Origin of the sequence: Photobacterium kishitanii (assembly GCF_003026355.1) — a bacterium.
Taxonomy (GTDB): domain Bacteria; phylum Pseudomonadota; class Gammaproteobacteria; order Enterobacterales; family Vibrionaceae; genus Photobacterium; species Photobacterium kishitanii.
The window spans coordinates 171,103-189,315 of sequence record NZ_PYON01000004.1 but is presented as its reverse complement, the minus strand read 5'-3'; the positions used below and the strand labels follow the sequence as shown (position 1 = coordinate 189,315).

14 protein-coding genes are annotated in these 18,213 nt (G+C 41.4%); 7 read left to right on the top strand and 7 right to left on the bottom strand.

Annotation, left to right across the window (positions count from 1 at the left end):
• Nucleotides 1–34: 34 nt before the first annotated feature.
• The 5 genes from serS to lrp form a co-directional block, all read right to left on the bottom strand.
• Complete coding sequence (gene serS, locus C0W29_RS06690) at nucleotides 35–1,342, bottom strand: serine--tRNA ligase (RefSeq protein ID WP_036793897.1); 1,308 nt, start codon at nucleotides 1,340–1,342, stop codon at nucleotides 35–37.
• A gap of 126 nt (nucleotides 1,343–1,468) precedes the next feature.
• Nucleotides 1,469–2,809 carry a replication-associated recombination protein A gene (locus tag C0W29_RS06685; protein WP_036793896.1) on the bottom strand — a complete coding sequence of 447 codons (1,341 nt, stop codon included), beginning with the start codon at nucleotides 2,807–2,809 and terminating at the stop codon, nucleotides 1,469–1,471.
• A 73-nt stretch (nucleotides 2,810–2,882) separates the two neighbouring features.
• Nucleotides 2,883–3,503, bottom strand: a complete 621-nt coding sequence (gene lolA, locus C0W29_RS06680; RefSeq protein ID WP_080888931.1) for an outer membrane lipoprotein chaperone LolA — start codon at nucleotides 3,501–3,503, stop codon at nucleotides 2,883–2,885.
• 108 nt (nucleotides 3,504–3,611) lie between these two features.
• Nucleotides 3,612–6,803, bottom strand: a complete 3,192-nt coding sequence (locus C0W29_RS06675; protein ID WP_107174132.1) for a DNA translocase FtsK 4TM domain-containing protein — start codon at nucleotides 6,801–6,803, stop codon at nucleotides 3,612–3,614.
• A 490-nt stretch (nucleotides 6,804–7,293) separates the two neighbouring features.
• Nucleotides 7,294–7,788: a leucine-responsive transcriptional regulator Lrp gene (gene lrp, locus C0W29_RS06670; RefSeq protein WP_005368765.1), complete on the bottom strand. Its 495-nt coding sequence runs from the start codon at nucleotides 7,786–7,788 to the stop codon at nucleotides 7,294–7,296.
• 640 nt (nucleotides 7,789–8,428) lie between these two features.
• Between lrp and trxB the strand changes: the two genes are divergently transcribed.
• The 6 genes from trxB (at nucleotide 8,429) to infA (ending at nucleotide 14,968) form a co-directional block, all read left to right on the top strand.
• Complete coding sequence (trxB, locus tag C0W29_RS06665; protein ID WP_036793894.1) at nucleotides 8,429–9,391, top strand: thioredoxin-disulfide reductase; 963 nt, start codon at nucleotides 8,429–8,431, stop codon at nucleotides 9,389–9,391.
• 114 nt (nucleotides 9,392–9,505) lie between these two features.
• Nucleotides 9,506–11,278, top strand: a complete 1,773-nt coding sequence (gene cydD / locus C0W29_RS06660) for a heme ABC transporter permease/ATP-binding protein CydD (RefSeq protein ID WP_045042853.1) — start codon at nucleotides 9,506–9,508, stop codon at nucleotides 11,276–11,278.
• Nucleotides 11,271–12,995, top strand: coding sequence for a heme ABC transporter ATP-binding protein/permease CydC (gene cydC, locus C0W29_RS06655; protein ID WP_045044889.1), 1,725 nt, complete (start codon nucleotides 11,271–11,273; stop codon nucleotides 12,993–12,995). The genes cydD and cydC overlap by 8 nt, the downstream gene beginning before the upstream one ends.
• A 127-nt stretch (nucleotides 12,996–13,122) precedes the next feature.
• Complete coding sequence (gene aat, locus C0W29_RS06650) at nucleotides 13,123–13,827, top strand: leucyl/phenylalanyl-tRNA--protein transferase (RefSeq protein WP_036793890.1); 705 nt, start codon at nucleotides 13,123–13,125, stop codon at nucleotides 13,825–13,827.
• A gap of 11 nt (nucleotides 13,828–13,838) precedes the next feature.
• Entirely contained in the window at nucleotides 13,839–14,558 is a 720-nt protein-coding gene (locus tag C0W29_RS06645; protein WP_045044890.1) for an arginyltransferase, read from the top strand.
• 191 nt (nucleotides 14,559–14,749) lie between these two features.
• On the top strand, nucleotides 14,750–14,968 hold the full coding sequence (gene infA, locus C0W29_RS06640) for a translation initiation factor IF-1 (protein WP_005368778.1): 219 nt from the start codon (nucleotides 14,750–14,752) through the stop codon (nucleotides 14,966–14,968).
• A gap of 159 nt (nucleotides 14,969–15,127) precedes the next feature.
• Here the strand turns inward: infA and clpA are convergent, their stop codons facing one another.
• On the bottom strand, nucleotides 15,128–17,395 hold the full coding sequence (clpA, locus tag C0W29_RS06635; protein ID WP_036793889.1) for an ATP-dependent Clp protease ATP-binding subunit ClpA: 2,268 nt from the start codon (nucleotides 17,393–17,395) through the stop codon (nucleotides 15,128–15,130).
• A 47-nt stretch (nucleotides 17,396–17,442) separates the two neighbouring features.
• Complete coding sequence (clpS, locus tag C0W29_RS06630; RefSeq protein WP_036793886.1) at nucleotides 17,443–17,763, bottom strand: ATP-dependent Clp protease adapter ClpS; 321 nt, start codon at nucleotides 17,761–17,763, stop codon at nucleotides 17,443–17,445.
• 221 nt (nucleotides 17,764–17,984) lie between these two features.
• On the opposite strand from clpS, the gene cspD reads away from it, so the two are divergent.
• On the top strand, nucleotides 17,985–18,206 hold the full coding sequence (cspD, locus tag C0W29_RS06625) for a cold shock domain-containing protein CspD (protein WP_036793884.1): 222 nt from the start codon (nucleotides 17,985–17,987) through the stop codon (nucleotides 18,204–18,206).
• The last annotated feature ends 7 nt before the right edge of the window (nucleotides 18,207–18,213 follow it).

Genomic DNA, 18,213 nt, shown 5'->3' with positions numbered 1-18,213 from the left:
TTTTTAAACTAACTGCTTATCGCAATATCAGTGATTAACCGATGTGCGTTTCGTTACGCATATACTTACGTAGTACTTCAGGGATCATAATACGGCCATCTGCTTCTTGGTTATTTTCAAGAATAGCAACCATAGTACGACCAACAGCAAGACCAGAGCCGTTTAGAGTATGTAGTAGCTCAGGCTTCTTCTCACCTTTACGACGGAAACGTGCTTGCATACGACGCGCTTGGAAATCCCACATATTTGAACATGAAGAAATTTCACGGTAAGTTTCTTGAGCAGGAACCCACACTTCTAAGTCGTAAGTTTTGCAAGAACCAAAGCCCATATCGCCAGTACAAAGTACCACTTTACGGTATGGAAGCTCTAGAAGTTGTAGTACTTTCTCAGCGTGACCTGTTAGTTCTTCAAGTGCTGCCATTGAATCTTCTGGGCGCGTGATCTGAACTAGCTCAACTTTGTCGAACTGGTGCATACGAATAAGACCACGAGTATCACGACCGTAAGAACCCGCTTCAGAACGGAAACATGGTGTGTGAGCCGTCATCTTGATTGGCAAATCTGCTTCATCAGTGATGGTATCACGCATCATGTTAGTAACAGGCACTTCTGCTGTTGGAATCAATGAAAGCACACGTGGCTCTTCATCGTTCACTTTTTCAGTTAGCGGCTGAGTGTGGAACAGATCTTCACCAAACTTCGGTAATTGACCAGTGCCAAATAGGCTGTCAGCGTTTACTAGGTACGGTACATACATTTCAGTGTAACCGTGCTCTTCGGTGTGAAGATCTAGCATGAATTGTGCAATTGCGCGGTGTAGACGTGCAAATTGACCTTTCATTACGATGAAACGTGCGCCAGTAATTTTAACCGCACTTGCGAAATCTAGACCACCAGCCATTTCGCCAAGATCAACGTGATCTTTTACTTCAAAGTCGTAAGCTTTTGGCTGACCCCAACGTAAAACTTCCACGTTTTCTGACTCATCTTTACCTGTTGGTACTGACTCATCAGCAATGTTTGGTAGCATTTGAGTGATAGTATCAAGTTGACCTTGAAGCTCAACTAATGCAGTTTTCGCTTCATCAAGCTCAGAACCTAGGTTGCCGACTTCAGCCATAATACGTTCAGCTTCAGCGTGATCACCTTTCGCTTTTGCCTGACCAATCGACTTCGATCGCGAGTTACGCTGTGCTTGTAGCTCTTCTGTTTTTACTTGAAGAGATTTACGTTGCTCTTCTAAGTTGCGTAAAGTTTCTACATCAAGGTTAAAACCACGACGCGCGAGTTTTGCAGCTGTTTCATCCAGCTCAGTTCGAAGTAATTTAGAATCTAGCATGCTAATCCTGTGCTCTTAATAGTCTGAAATGCACGTTATTTAGGCATTTCTTATTAAAATAGTTGTAGTTGGGAGGCAATAATAACGAATTGTTGCCAATCACTTAACGATACCCAAAAAGCCTTATTATTGGTAGCGCTTTAGCGGGCTTTTTGCATCTAAAGAAGCCAGATAATCCAACTTTTCTGATATTTTTATCTCTAAGCCCCGTTTTGATGGCTGATAATAAACGCGATCACGAATTTCACGCGGTAAATACACCTCACCGGGAGCATAAGCACCTGGTTCATCATGAGCATAACGATAACCGTCGCCATAACCTAACTCTTTCATTAGTTTGGTCGGTGCATTACGCAAGTGCGGCGGAACTTCAAAATCAGGAAATTCACGTGCATCGGCTTTAGCTAGATTAAACGCCACATACACAGCATTACTTTTAGCAGCACACGCTAAATAGACTATCGCTTGAGCAATAGCACGTTCACCTTCATACGCACCCACACGGGTATAACAATCCCATGCTGACACCGCAACTTGCATCGCTCGTGGATCAGCATTACCAATATCTTCTGAAGCTATCGCTAATAATCGGCGGGCAATATAAAGTGGATCACACCCAGCTTGGAGCATACGTGCAAACCAATACAAAGCACCATCTGGATTTGAACCACGAATAGACTTATGTACTGCTGAGATCATGTCGTACCAAAGATCACCTTTGTTATCAAAACGAGCAACCTTCTCACCGGTGACTTCCGCTAATAATTCAACTGTGATTTGTTTGATACCTTGATCATCTTCTTCAGCCATATCAATCAGCTGTTCGAGATAATTAAGTGACATCCGCGCATCACCACGCACAAACTCGGCTAACTGCTGTTTCACTTCATCAACAAATACAAAGTTGGTTTCGTTAATACCGCGTTCTTTATCTGTTAGAGCTTGATCTATCACTTCAAGAATTTCATCATCCTCAAGTGATTTTAATTTATATACTCGTGCTCGTGATAATAGTGCGTTATTAAGCTCAAACGACGGATTTTCAGTGGTTGCCCCAATAAAAGTTACCGTACCATCTTCAATATGCGGCAAAAAAGCATCTTGCTGACTTTTATTAAATCGATGGACCTCATCGACAAATAAAATAGTCCTTCTGCCAGCCATTTTATTATCACGCGCTTTATCTATCGCCGCTCGAATATCTTTAATACCTGAAGTTACTGCTGATACACGCTCAACTTCAGCATTAGCATAATTAGCGGCGACTTCGGCTAAGGTTGTTTTTCCGGTACCAGGAGGGCCCCACAGAATCATCGAGTGCAGTTGACCGGCTTTTAATGCCCGACGTAGTGGCTTACCTTCACCAAGAATATGTTGTTGACCAATGTATTCCTCTACCGTACGTGGCCGCATTCTTGCCGCCAATGGTCTAAAATCCGAGGAAAAATCTAGGCTGAAATTATTCAATATAATGACTCCCCTAAGACAGAAAAAGGTGGCTTATTCGCCACCTTTTCATGAAAATAAAATAGAATAACAATTAGTTACGTTGGTCATCTAACTCCACACCTTTAGGCGGTGTAAAGGTAAATAAACTCGCAGCTGGTGTAGTACGTTTAAAATCACTTAATACGTATTTACTGCGTTGACCATCGGTTTCAATCACCGAGAAATTACGTACAGCACCCGCTTTAGATACTGTTACAACAAACTTATCCATCGATGACGTTTTATCTTTTGGTGTCAGCGTAAACGTATCGGCTAATTGAGCAACATTATACTTCGACCAATCGCTAGCACTATTGCGAGTTAATAATACAAATGGCGTTTGTTCCGTCGCATCTTTCAGCCACATTGCGGTCACTTGCTCAACAAAAGGACTGTAATACCATACAGTTTTGCCATCTGAAACCAATAGGCTTTCATCTGGTGTTGCTGTTTTCCAGCGGAATAAGTTAGGGCGTTTAATCGATAAATCACCAGTACCATTCACTAAAACTTCACCATCTGGGCTGGTGACTTTTTGAGTAAAGTTAGCGCTAAATGCATTCACTTTATCGAGACGGCTGCTTAATGCTTGTTGCGGCGTTGCAGCCCATGCACTTGACGCTACCAACATTGGAGCGGCAACCAACATGCTCATCACTAGTTTCTTCATCATATTCGCTAACCTCTTTGGTATTAAACTGCTGTGACAATCACTATCACAGCAGTTTTTAGTTTCACTTTAGCGTTTCATAGCAAGTGAGTCGTTATTTATCGCTATTTATTAATCATGATTTTGTACCGGTGGCGGTGCTAATACTTCACGATTAGCATTGTGTCCCGGGGCACTCACAATACCATGCGCTTGCAATTGATCCACAATACGTGCAGCACGGTTATAGCCAATCTTAAAGCGACGTTGTACGCCTGAAATAGAAGCACGGCGCGTTTCTGCCACAAAGGCTGCAACTTCATCAAATAACTGATCTAAATCATCATCACCTGCTGGCGCTTCACCAGGTAGCAAGCTATCTGCACCTTGATCGGTATTAAGAATGCTGTCTATATATTGTGGTCTGCCACGCGCTTTCCAATCATTAACCACATTATGAACATCATCATCTGAGGCAAATGCGCCATGCACACGAATAGTATGACTTTGACCTGATGGTAAGTACAACATATCACCCATACCTAATAACGTTTCAGCACCACCTTGATCCAGAATCGTCCGTGAATCTGTTTTGGTAGATACCGTAAATGCCATACGAGTAGGAATATTAGCTTTAATTAAACCAGTGATAACATCAACCGAAGGACGCTGAGTTGCTAATACTAAGTGAATACCTGCAGCACGCGCTTTTTGAGCCAAACGGGCAATCAGTTCTTCCACTTTTTTACCAACAACCATCATCAAGTCAGCAAATTCATCGACAATAACCACAATACTTGGCATTTTTTCCAATAATGGTGGGTATTCATCCATGGTATCACCTGGTTTCCACAATGGATCGTGGATAGGATGACCCGCATCTGCTGCTTCTTTAAGTTTAGCGTTATAACCTGCAAGGTTACGTACACCACAAGCGGCTAACACTTTATAACGACGTTCCATTTCTCCAACACACCAACGCAATGCATTACCTGCGTCTTTCATGTCAGTAACAACTTCTGTTAATAGGTGCGGAATACCTTCATAAATCGATAATTCCAACATCTTTGGATCGATCATAATAAAACGACAATCTTCAGGTTTACACTTATACAGTAAACTTAAAATCATCACGTTAACACCAACAGATTTACCTGAACCAGTAGTACCTGCGACTAATAAGTGCGGCATCTTACTCAGATCAGCGACAACTGCATCACCGGCAATATCATTACCAAGCACGATAGGTAACGCCCCACCGACATTTTGGAATTGTTCACTGGCGACCACTTCAGACATATATACTGTTTCGCGGCTTTTATTCGGCAGTTCTAAACCAATATATGGTTTACCCGGAATCACTTCCACGACACGAACAGATGTCGTTGATAACGCACGTGCTAAGTCTTTTGATAGCCCTGAAATACGGCTTACTTTCACTCCAGGTGCTAAATCTAATTCATAACGGGTAATAACAGGCCCTGGATAAATGCCTTTAACTTGTACTTTTATTTTATAATCTGCAAGTTTTGACTCAATCAAAGCGGCAGTTGCTTGTAACTCTTCATCAGATGCCTTTTCAACCGTTTTACGCGCTGGCTGTAATAGATCTAATGTTGGCATAGGTGATGTCGGCACTGGAAGATCAGGCTCTTTCTGCATTAAGAACGGATTATCTAACCCTGCAAGGTGTGCTTGTTCTTTTTGCTTATCACGAATACGTTTTAAAAATATTTCATCATCAGTTAAGCCATCTTCTGAGCTATCAACTTCCGCGGCAGGCGTAACTGCTGCTGCATATGATTGTGGCATCTCAGGCTGTTGGCTTACTGCAGCATCAATCACCGTCTGTGTTTGTTGATCAACAGCAACAGTAAAATCTTCATTTTTTTCAAGCTCACGCTCAAGCGCTGAAACAGACAAGCCCTGCATAGCCGCTGTAGGTTCAGAATAAGAGTGCGACTCTTGTTGCGGTTGAGCATGTTCAACAGATGCGCCATACGGTTGAGGTTCTACCTGTGGCATAACTTGTTCAGCAGATGCTACTTGCGGCGCAACTTGTTCAACCGGTGTGACATACGGTTGAGGCTCTACTTGCGGTGCAACTTGTTCAACAGGTGCGACATACGGTTGAGGCTCTACTTGCGGTGCAACATGCTCAACAGGTGCGACATACGGTTGAGGCTCTACCTGTGGCGCAACATGTTCAACCGGTGCGACATACGGTTGAGGCTCTACCTGTGGCGTAACTTGTTCAACAGGTGCGACATACGGTTGAGGCTCTACCTGTGGCGTAACTTGTTCAACCGGTGCGACATACGGTTGAGGCTCTACTTGCGGCGTAATATGTTCAACCGGTGCGACATACGGTTGAGGCTCTACCTGTGGCGCAACTTGTTCAACCGGTGCGACATACGGTTGAGGCTCTACTTGCGGCGCAACATGTTCAACAGGTGCGACATACGGTTGAGGTTCAACTGGTAATGAAGTTGCGGTATCCATTAATGGATCAATAGTCGCTGCAGTTGAAGCTGAACGAATAATCGGTGTTGAATTTGCTGCAGTATAAACCGGATCTTTACGTTCAAACGCGGGTGTATGCGACCGTTCTAAATGTGAGGAATCTTTATAAGATGATAGTAACAAATCATCCTGATCATCATTATGAAGATGTTCAGCATAAGGCATATCAGATTCAGCAGCGATCTCAGTAGCAAATGGACGCATGATTTCGTGTTTATCTGAACGTAGTTTATTTAATATCCAGGTCAAACTTGATAAGGTTTTTTCACCTAATTTATCGACAATCGTTGCCCATGAAACACCGGTAAATAGTGTAAAACCAATCGCCCATGAGAACATGAGTAGCAACGTTGCGCCTAATACATTCAGCAGTGGTAACGCTATATTGGCAACAACATCACCAATCACACCACCAGAAGAGAAATACCAAATATCATCAAAGTTAAGATCAGCCAAACCGCAGCTACTTAGAATTAATAACATTAATCCCAACCAACGCGTGCCGTAAACCATATAATCCAGTGACAGTATCTTTGAGCGGCGATGATAAATAAACCAACCTAATGACACTAAAATAATAGGAATGATGTAAGCCAGTGACCCAAAAATAAAGAACAGAGTATCTGCCACCAAAGCGCCAAATGAGCCCGCTTTATTCTGAACAACACCTTCCCAAGCGGTCTGCGACCAAGATGGATCGGCAGGATTAAATGTGACTAGCGCAACCATCATATAAATGGCAACTAAAATACTGATGATCAAAAAACCTTCAATAATGCGTTGCCCACCTGATAAACGCATTTTGGGCAGTTTTTTACCTTTAAACTTCCTCAAGAATAACTCCGGTGTTTCTATCAAATTCGAATATTTTACCAAAATGCTGATATTTTCAGCGACCAAAGCTAATACTTTGCTGCTAATAGCAACGCAGCATCAAATACCAAGCGATATCGTTGGCAAACTCACAAATATAAAGTAAATGTCTTAATGCCATCATTCTATACTAAAAGACCACATTGTCTGTGTTCGTCGCCCTTTAAAACAAAAAATTTTTTAATGGTAAGCAATAAATGGTAAGCAATAAAAGCTAACTATCTCAAACGGCTAGTCATTACTTATTTTAGACGTTCAGTTATGAAATAAATTCATCATTATGTCAATTCATGAACTCATTTGAGTGATTAAGCAGCAATTATCAATTTTACAGTACATAAACAAATACACCCTGAATAACAATAACGTCATTCAGGGTGTATATTTTACAATTCTACATCGATTAAGACCTAAATCTTTATCGAGTCTTGATAACCAAGTTATTGCTTTGCTTAACTTCTTCCATAACAACATAGGTACGAGTATCGTTAACACCCGGAAGACGTAGTAAAGTTTCGCCAAGCAATTTACGATAAGCTGACATATCTGATACGCGTGTTTTCAATAAGTAATCAAAATCACCAGAAACTAAGTGACACTCTTGAATGTCTTCTAATTCTTGTACTGACTTATTAAACTGCTCAAAAACATCAGGGGCGCCACGGTTCAACGTGATCTCAACAAATACTAATAATGAGGCATCAAGAAACTGTGGATTCAATAGTGCTGTATAACCACTAATATAGCCTTGGCGCTCTAAACGACGTACACGCTCTAAACACGGTGTTGGCGATAAACCAACGCGCTTTGAAAGCTCTACGTTTGAAATTCGACCATCTTTTTGAAGTTCATTCAAAATATTACGGTCAATGCGATCCAATTCCTTGGATGGTTTCTTTTTGGTATCTACCATTTTTTATTCCACCTTCTCACTTCCTTGCAAAAAAATATACTACATCTTATCTATTTTTAGAATCAAATACTCTAATAGTCAAACAATCAGTGATAGAGATCAGACGATCATGCTATTTATTCTCAAAAATTGTTTGATTCTATTTCAGAACAGTAGCAATTGTTACACTCAAATATCCGATGATTGTCCTAAAAGCAGCCAGTCAAAAACAAACATTTAACTATTTGTACCAAAACAAAGCGGATTATCAAAGTAAATTAATCACATCAACACAAATATATTAACATAATTTAACAAACTCGCATTTTTGGTATATCAACCGGTTAAACCCATCGCCATCCCCCCCATTATCCGCAAAATTAAAATGAGACTTATTAAATATTTTTCTTAATGAAGCTTGTGCTAGATCAAAAAAACACGATCTGACTTTTCACTTTTAGCGCTTCAAAAAAAACCACTGCTACGGTACTTTTGTGACCAATGTAACATCTATCGTTTAATGCCATTCAAGCGCTATTAAACCTTTGTTGGTCAGATTCAACAGCGCTAACAAATTATTGATTGTCTTACATCCTCTTCCTTTACGACTGCAATTTACCTACAATCAGTCTTCCATAATAATATTCAGCCTGGAGAAAAAATGAGTAACGTAAAACATTGTGAACTACTCATCCTTGGTTCTGGACCTGCAGGTTACACCGCGGCTGTTTATGCTGCGCGTGCAAACCTCTCACCAGTAATGATCACTGGTATGCAGCAAGGTGGTCAACTTACCACTACCACAGAAATTGAAAATTGGCCGGGCGATGCAGATGAGCTAACAGGCCCTGCATTAATGGATCGCATGAAGGCGCATGCAGAAAAGTTTGATACTGAAATTATCACAGACTTCATTAGCGAAACTGATTTCAGCCAACGCCCATTCCGTCTTAAAGGTGAAAATCACGAATACACTTGTGATGCGCTGATTATCTCAACTGGAGCGTCTGCTAAATATATTGGCTTAGACTCTGAAGAAGCGTTTAAAGGCCGTGGCGTATCTGCTTGTGCTACTTGTGACGGTTTCTTCTATCGAAACCAAAAAGTAGCGGTTATTGGTGGCGGTAATACCGCTGTTGAAGAAGCACTATATCTGTCAAATATCGCAGCTGAAGTACACCTTGTTCACCGTCGTGACAGTTTCCGTTCAGAGAAAATTTTAATCAATCGCCTGATGGATAAAGTGGCAAATGGCAACATTATTTTGCACACTGATCGTACTCTTGATGAGGTATTAGGTGATGAAATGGGCGTAACGGGTTTACGTCTTAAAGATACCCAATCAGATGCAACTGAAGAACTTGAAGTGATGGGCGTATTTATTGCTATTGGTCACCAACCAAATACAGCAATATTCAACGGTCAACTTGATATGGAAAATGGCTATATTAAAGTCCAATCAGGCATTCACGGCAATGCAACTCAAACCAGTGTTGAGGGTGTTTTTGCCGCTGGTGATGTCATGGATCATACTTATCGTCAAGCCATCACTTCTGCAGGAACAGGTTGCATGGCTGCTCTCGATGCAGAACGTTATTTAGATGCATTAGCAGATCAAAAATAAATAACATAAAGCTACTGTTTAGGCAGTGGCTTTTTTTCCTTACAGCAATATGAATCTCAACCATAGAGCTGTAAGAGCGACTCACCATAAATACCGTAATGAAACCTTATTTATATGGATAAAGAATTACAACGCGATTTGACCAAATGGTTAAAATCTCAGAGTAAACTCGCCAAACGCTGGATGATGTTCAGTATTGGTTTAGGATTTATTTCTGGATTATTGCTTATCGGGCAAGCGGCTTTATTAGCCAATATTCTGCACCAACTGATCATCGAGCATACCGATAAATACCAACTCGTAAATCAGTTTGTTGGCCTCATTGTTATTATTGGTTTACGTGCATTATGTAGCTGGGGACGAGAAGTTTGCGGCTATCGTTGCGGTGAACAAATTCGACTCCACATTCGCCAATTAATACTCAACCGCTTACAAAACCTTGGTCCGGCCTATATTAAAGGCAAACCAGCAGGTGTATGGGCAAGTTTAGTGCTTGAGCAAGTGGAAGAAATGCAGGATTTCTTTGCTCGCTACTTACCACAAATGTCACTCGCGGTATTAATTCCGGTGGTTATTTTAGTGGTGGTATTCCCACTTAACTGGGCCGCAGGCCTAATATTCCTGATCACTGCCCCTTTAGTTCCCTTCTTTATGGCGTTAGTTGGTTTAGGTGCTGCTGATGCTAACCGTCGTAACTTTAAGGCCTTACAACGTTTATCCGGTCACTTTTATGACCGTTTACAAGGTTTATCAACCTTACGCTTATTCAATCGTGTTGATGCTGAAGCTGAAAACCTCGATGCTGCTTCACATGTTTTACGTAAGCGCACCATGGAAGTACTACGCTTAGCCTTTTTATCATCGGCAGTATTAGAATTCTTCTCCGCAATTTCGGTTGCGATTGTTGCGGTCTATTTTGGTTTCGCATTCATTGGCGAACTCAACTTTGGTAACTACGGTGTACCTGTTTCGCTATTTACAGGTTTATTTGTATTAGTACTTGCACCTGAGTTTTATCAACCATTGCGAGATCTTGGTACTTTCTACCATGCAAAAGCCCAAGCCATTGGTGCAGCTGAGTCGATTGTTGAGTTCTTAAACATTGAAGCGGATGAGATGAGTAGTGGCGAAAAGCCGTTACCTACCCCTAATGCGATTCACATTACCGTTACTGATCTCGAAGTCCTTAGTCCTGAAGGGCAAGTGTTAGCTGGACCATTAAGCTTTACCATTAACACCAATGAACATGTGGCGTTAATCGGTCCTAGTGGTGCGGGTAAAACCAGTTTACTCAATGCCCTACTCGGATTTTTACCCTACCGCGGTAGTATTAAAATTAACGATGTTGAACTCAACGAACTTAAACATGATCAATGGCGAAAAGCGATCAGTTGGGTCGGTCAAAATCCGTTATTAGTCCATGGTACGGTGCGCGATAACATTACGCTCGGAAATCCAAGTGCCAGTAATGATGATGTCGATCAAGTCGCTCGCCAAGCTTATGCAGATGAATTTATTCAACGTCTTGAAAAAGGCTATGAGCATCATGTCGGTGATCGCTCTGGTGGTTTATCCGTTGGCCAAGCACAACGTATTGCTGTTGCTCGTGCAATGCTACAAAACGGGGCTTTTTGGCTGCTCGATGAGCCTACCGCTAGCCTTGATGCTAACAGTGAACGCTTAGTACTCGAAAGTTTAGCCCAAGCTGTCACTAACCGTACCACATTAATGGTTAGCCACCGCCTTGATCAACTGCATGCTATGCATCGTATTTTGGTTATGGATAACGGTAAATTAGTTCAGAACGGTAACTTTGAGACTATTAGTCATCAAGGTTTACTCGCTGATATGCTCACTCATACTGATAAGAGGGATCTCGATGCGTGATTTAATCCCTTACCTTAAACTCTACCGTAAGCACTGGTTCGGTTTAACCTTAGGCATGATTTTAGGTTTATTAACACTATTGTCTGCGATTAGCCTACTGACCTTATCTGGTTGGTTTATTGCCGCTTCTGCGGTTGCAGGCCTCAGTGTTATTACTCGTCAAACCTTTAATTACATGTTACCTGGCGCAGGTGTACGTGGCTTTTCAATGTCACGAACAGCTGGGCGTTGGGGTGAGCGGGTGGTTAGCCACAATGCCACCTTTAAGCTACTGGCTGATTTACGGTTATTCTTTTTCCGTAAACTAACACCGTTAATTCCTGGCCGTCAGGCTAATTTACGTGATGCCGATTTACTCAATCGCTTAGTCGCTGATGTTGATGCGATGGATCATGTTTATTTACGCTTAGTCAGCCCGCTGGTGATCGGTATCTTAGGCATTACCATTGTCACCGGTTTTCTGGCTTGGTTTGATCCTACTATTGGTTTTACCCTAGGTGGCATTTTACTGGCGTTAATGATTATTTTACCGATTGTTTTTTACCGTTTAGGTAAGCGCAATGGTGAAACACTTACGCACGCTAAAGCCAACTACCGTATCACGCTGCTAGACTGGATTCAGGGACATGCTGAATTATTACTGTTTAATGCCGAACAGCGTTACCGTCAACAAGCTGAAGCAGAGCAAGATAAATTACTTGATGCACAGCGGAAAATGGCGAGTTTAACCGGTATTGCTAATGGTCTATTAATGGCAGCAACAGGCTGGACATTAGTGCTGATTATGTGGATTGCAGCCAACGGTATTGCGGGTAACGCACCCGATCCTTTCGTGGCAATGGTCGCATTTACCACTATGGCTAGTTTTGAAATGATGATGCCAGTAGCAGGCGCTTTCCAATACTTAGGTCAAACATTATCGTCAGCAAAACGTCTTAATGAAATTATTGACGCAACCCCTGACACGGTATTCGATCCTAACGGTCATACCGCGGTTGTTAACGGTGATATTAGCCTTAATGATATTAGCTATACCTATTATGGCAGTGATCAACCGGTTGTTAAGCACTTATCGCTTGAGATTAAACGCGGTGAAAAGCTAGCGCTACTTGGCCGTACTGGCTGTGGTAAATCAACTTTATTACAATTACTTACTCGTAGTTGGGATCCTCAACAAGGTCAAATCCTACTTGACGGGGTTGATCTTACTCGTTGGAGTGAACCCGCACTGCGTAAGGCCATTACCGTTGTAAGCCAACGGGTTGATGTCTTTAATGGCTCATTACGTGAGAATTTAATTTTGGCTAAAGCTGATGCCAGCGATGAACAATTAGTTGCAGCACTGGATAAAGTGGGTCTTAAGAGCTTACTTGATGATAAAGGCTTAGATACTTGGCTTGGTGATGGTGGTCGTCATATTTCTGGTGGTGAGCGTCGCCGTATTGGTATCGCTCGTGCCCTACTTCATGACGCACCGATTCTATTATTAGATGAACCAACTGAAGGGCTTGATCGTCGAACTGAACAGCAAATACTGAACTTATTACTTGAGTTTGCCAAAGATAAAACGGTGCTATTTATTACTCACCGTCTTGTTGGTCTCGATAGTATGGATCAAATTTGCTTAATGGATGAAGGTGAGATCATTGAACGTGGCCAGCACCAACAATTGTTAGTACAAAATGGTCGATACGCTGAATTATGTCGTCGCATTTAACGACAGATTAATTCACTAACACAAGTATAACGCCAATAATCAGTTGTGATTATTGGCGTTTTTTTTGTCGGTTGTTAAATGTTATATTGGCACCAATAGCCTTTTGACCCGTGTGTATTGATAGAAAATGACGATTTATATAGCTGAAATTGATCCATCATCATTACAATTTCCCAATCCTAATAGCGCCCAAATTGATCCAAATGGTCTACTGGCTTTTGGTGGTGATCTCAGCCCACAACGCCTGCGCCAAGCATATCGGCATGGTATTTTTCCATGGTACTCACAAGGTGAACCTATTTTATGGTGGAGCCCAAATCCACGTGGTGTCTTTATTCCACAACAATTTTCACCAAGTAAAAGTTTACGTAAATTTATGCGTAAATCGTCCTATTCTGTTACGCTCAATTATGCATGCCATGCAGTGATCCGCCAATGTGCTGAATCTCGAGGCCCAGAGCAAACATGGATCACTGAAGCAATGATTAACGCTTATCAAAAATTACATGATGAGGGAGATTGTCACTCAGTCGAGGTATGGCAAGATCAACAATTAGTCGGTGGATTCTATGGTGTCGCCGTCGGCAGTATTTTTTGTGGTGAATCAATGTTTTCTCTGGCAGATAACGCCTCGAAAATTGCTTTATGGTATTTCTGTCATCATTTCAATCGACATGGTGGCCAGTTAATTGATTGCCAAATGATGAACCCGCATCTAGCTTCTTTAGGTGCTAGTGAATTAGGACGGCAGACCTTTTTAACACAACTACATCAACAGCGAGATACTGCATTAGCTGCGGCGTGCTATCACCCTCAAACTTTAGTGCTATAAACGAATTGATGATGAAAGAATTAACCTTACAACTGGGTCTTACACCTGAAAGTGACTGTAATTATTTACCACACCAACGTGATCAACTTGGTATAGTGATGGACCAACCATGGTTAAATCCAAATGGTTATGATTTATTAATTAGTTCAGGGTATCGTCGAAGTGGTAGCGTGATCTATAAGCCGATGTGTAAACATTGCAATGCCTGTACTCCATTACGGATTGATTGCAGCCAATTCACCCCTTCTAAAAGTCAAAAACGCCAACAAAACCAACTCAAAAAACTGCAGTGGCAATTTAAACAACAATTAGACCCAGATTGGTTTGATTTGTATGAGCGTTATATTAATGTCCGTCATGCTAGTGGCTCAATGTTTCCCGCGAATAAACAACAGTTCTTTGATTTTATTAGCGCACCATGGATGAACACCGCATTCTTACATTTATATCAAAATAATCAATTGATTGCGGTTGCGATTACTGATGTTTTCCCAGACTCACTCAGCGCTGTTTATAGCTTTTTTGAACCAGAACATAAGTTATCATTAGGAACATTATGCGTCCTATTACAAATTGAAGTTTGCCGTCAGACACAACGTCAATGGCTCTATCCTGGCTATCAAATAGATCAATGCCGTGAGATGAATTACAAAGTTCGCTTTACACCACATCAGAAATTAATTAATGGTGAGTGGATCAGTGAAACAGTAAAAAACACCCAAAACGGTTAAATTCAACGCAACATAAGAACGCTTTGCATTAGCTTTTGTTAATTTACTGAGAAAAAATGGATTAATCGCGAACAATAGCTGACAAAAACGACTAGCGAGGGTAAAATTACGTCCTAAACTTTACACTCAGATAGTTTCAAGGCATTATCCAGCCCGATCAAGATGAATGGCTGGTAGCCTAAGAGGATTCAATGGCAAAAGAAGACGTAATTGAAATGGCTGGTACTGTACTAGATACACTACCAAATACTATGTTCCGTGTTGAGCTGGAAAACGGTCACGTTGTTACTGCTCACATCTCTGGTAAGATGCGTAAAAACTACATCCGTATCCTTACTGGCGACAAAGTAACAGTGGAACTGACTCCTTACGATCTAACTAAAGGTCGCATCGTCTTCCGCGCACGTTAATCTTTCTCTAAAAGATTAGTGCTGCAAATAAAACCCAGCCTCTTTGCTGGGTTTTATTTTAGCGAAGATAATAACAAGTAGTCATTACATAAAAACGCCGCAGATAGTTGTTACTATCTACGGCGTTTTTGTTTATTGCGATAAAGCTAACATATAGCCTTAATGGGCGGCTTCCATCTCACTGCTGAATTGGAAATCTAACTCACCATTAATATAATCAACGCGTACTGAACCGCCATTAACTAATGAACCGAACAACAATTCATTCGCAAGTGGCTTTTTAAGGTTCTCTTGAATCACACGAGCCATTGGACGTGCGCCCATCGACTTGTCGTAACCCTTATCAGACATCCACTCACGAGCTCGTTCAGACACTTCCATGGAGACGCCACGCGCATCTAACTGCGCTTGTAGCTCCACAATAAATTTATCGACGACTTGGCCAATAATGTCTTTCTCGAGATGGTTAAACCAAATGATATTATCAAGACGGTTACGGAACTCTGGTGTAAATACACGTTTGATCTCTGCCATAGCATCATGACTATGATCTTGTTGAATAAGACCTATTGATTTACGTACTGTTTCCGTTACCCCGGCATTGGTTGTCATTACAAAAATAACATTACGGAAATCAGCTTTACGACCGTTGTTATCGGTAAGCGTACCGTTATCCATTACTTGTAATAGCAAGTTAAACACATCAGGGTGTGCTTTTTCGATTTCATCAAGCAATACCACTGAATGAGGGTTTTTAATAACGGCATCTGTCAATAATCCGCCTTGGTCATAACCAACATAACCAGGAGGTGCACCAATCAAACGACTGACGGTATGACGCTCCATATATTCAGACATATCAAAACGTAGTAACTCAATGCCCATCGTACGGGCTAACTGCACCGTAACTTCCGTTTTACCCACACCTGTAGGGCCAGCAAATAAGAACGAACCTACCGGTTTATTATCAGCACTTAACCCTGCACGGCTTAACTTGATTGCTTCTGTTAATACATCAATCGCGCTATCTTGACCAAAGACTAACATTTTTAATCTACTATCAAGACTTTGTAATACGTCACGATCACTACTTGATATTGATTTCTCAGGAATACGTGCCATTTTAGCGATCATCGCTTCAATATCACCTACATTTACCGTTTTTTTACGACGACTTGCAGGTGCTAAACGACAACGTGCGCCAGCTTCATCAATAACATCAATCGCTTTATCAGGTAGATGGCGTTCATTAATGTATTTTGCAGATAATTCAACTGCTGCACGAATAGCTTTATTAGTAAAACGTACTTCGTGGTGAGCTTCGTATTTTGATTTTAAACCCATCAAAATTTTGGTGGTGTCATCAAGTGACGGTTCAACAACATCAATTTTTTGGAATCGGCGTGATAGTGCGCGCTCCTTCTCAAAAATATTGCTGTATTCTTGATAGGTTGTTGAACCCATGCAACGCAACTTACCGCTACTCAATAATGGTTTAAGTAAGTTAGCAGCATCAACCTGCCCACCAGATGCTGCACCAGCACCAATGATGGTATGGATTTCATCGATGAACAAAATCGCATGTTCTTCTTTTTCAAGCTGCTTTAAAATACCTTTAAAACGCTTCTCAAAATCACCACGGTACTTAGTACCCGCTAGCAATGAACCAATATCCAGAGAATAAATTACGCAGTCTTGAATAATTTCAGGCACTTGACCTTCAACAATACGCCACGCAAGCCCCTCTGCAATAGCCGTTTTACCCACACCCGCTTCACCCACTAATAGCGGGTTATTTTTACGGCGACGACAAAGCACTTGTACTGTACGCTCAAGTTCTTTATCTCGACCAATCAGAGGATCAATACCACCTGATTTCGCTAATTGGTTAAGGTTAGTTGCAAAGTTCTCAAGTTTATCTTCAGAACCTTGTTCAGTACGTTGTTCTTCGGTATTACCAATCTCAGATGGGTTAACATCATCATTATCACTGCCTTTAACAGTGCCATGAGAAATAAAATTCACCACATCAAGACGGCTAATATCACTTTTCTTCAGTAGATATGCAGCATGCGACTCTTGCTCGCTAAAAATAGCAACCAATACATTAGCACCAGTTACTTCGCTACGGCCAGAAGACTGCACATGGAACACAGCACGTTGCAGCACTCGTTGAAAACTCAGTGTTGGTTGAGTTTCACGGCTCTCATCATCCACTGGAATTAAGGGTGTTGTCTGTTCAATAAAAGAATCTAGCTCTTTACGCAATACATCAAGATCAGCGCGACACGCTAATAATGCTTCTTGCGTGGCTACATTATCTAACAGAGCCATCAGTAAATGTTCTACCGTCATAAACTCATGACGCTTTTCTCTTGCGCGTGCAAATGCACCGTTCAGGCTCGCTTCAAGTTCTTTATTTAGCATAAGGCACCTCCCCTAAAAACCACTCAATATGGCGTGCCGGAAAAAGATTATGCTTTTTCCATCGTACATAACAACGGGTGTTCATTTTCCCGTGCGTACATCATTACTTGCGCAACTTTCGTTTCTGCTACTTCTGCGGTGAAAGTGCCACAAATAGCTTTACCTTCATAATGTACCGCAAGCATCAACTGAGAAGCTTTCTCCAGATCCATGGAAAAAAAAGTTTGTAACACATCAATCACAAAATCCATCGGTGTGTAATCATCATTATTTAAAATTACTTTATACATCGACGGCGGCTTAACTTGGATTTCTTCCTTATCCAGTACATCAGATTCAGGATTCATCCATTCGTATAACTTACTCATAGTTTTATCTTAGTTCATTCATTCGTGAGCTGGCTATAGCCAAGTTAATAAAAGATTTTACCAAAATGTTACAAACAATACTTGACTGACTAGTTTATTTTACTACATTGTAAATTGTAGTAGATATAATCTGCATCAAAATCGCATTAGTATGCAATCAAACATTACTGAATGAGCAACTAATGTCAAATGGAACTTGAATGCAAAAAGGATGTATAAGCATGGCAACAGGTACAGTAAAATGGTTCAATAACGCCAAAGGATTTGGCTTCATCTGCCCCGAAGAAGGTGAGGACGATATTTTCGCTCACTATTCAACGATTCAGATGGATGGTTACCGAACACTTAAAGCCGGTCAACAAGTGAACTACGAGGTTCAAACTGGCCCTAAAGGTTACCATGCAAGTGCTATTGTTCCCGCAGAAGGCGATGAAGCCAAATAAGTGGATC

Bases quoted from the DNA above. Each gene is read 5' to 3' on its own strand.
- serS (WP_036793897.1), bottom strand. From the start codon at position 1,342: ATGCTAGATTCTAAATTACTTCGAACTGAGCTGGATGAAACAGCTGCA.
- lolA (WP_080888931.1), bottom strand. From the start codon at position 3,503: ATGATGAAGAAACTAGTGATGAGCATGTTGGTTGCCGCTCCAATGTTG.
- C0W29_RS06675 (WP_107174132.1), bottom strand. From the start codon at position 6,803: ATGCGTTTATCAGGTGGGCAACGCATTATTGAAGGTTTTTTGATCATC.
- lrp (WP_005368765.1), bottom strand. From the start codon at position 7,788: ATGGTAGATACCAAAAAGAAACCATCCAAGGAATTGGATCGCATTGAC.
- trxB (WP_036793894.1), top strand. From the start codon at position 8,429: ATGAGTAACGTAAAACATTGTGAACTACTCATCCTTGGTTCTGGACCT.
- cydD (WP_045042853.1), top strand. From the start codon at position 9,506: ATGGATAAAGAATTACAACGCGATTTGACCAAATGGTTAAAATCTCAG.
- cydC (WP_045044889.1), top strand. From the start codon at position 11,271: ATGCGTGATTTAATCCCTTACCTTAAACTCTACCGTAAGCACTGGTTC.
- aat (WP_036793890.1), top strand. From the start codon at position 13,123: ATGACGATTTATATAGCTGAAATTGATCCATCATCATTACAATTTCCC.
- C0W29_RS06645 (WP_045044890.1), top strand. From the start codon at position 13,839: ATGAAAGAATTAACCTTACAACTGGGTCTTACACCTGAAAGTGACTGT.
- infA (WP_005368778.1), top strand. From the start codon at position 14,750: ATGGCAAAAGAAGACGTAATTGAAATGGCTGGTACTGTACTAGATACA.
- clpA (WP_036793889.1), bottom strand. From the start codon at position 17,395: ATGCTAAATAAAGAACTTGAAGCGAGCCTGAACGGTGCATTTGCACGC.
- clpS (WP_036793886.1), bottom strand. From the start codon at position 17,763: ATGAGTAAGTTATACGAATGGATGAATCCTGAATCTGATGTACTGGAT.
- cspD (WP_036793884.1), top strand. From the start codon at position 17,985: ATGGCAACAGGTACAGTAAAATGGTTCAATAACGCCAAAGGATTTGGC.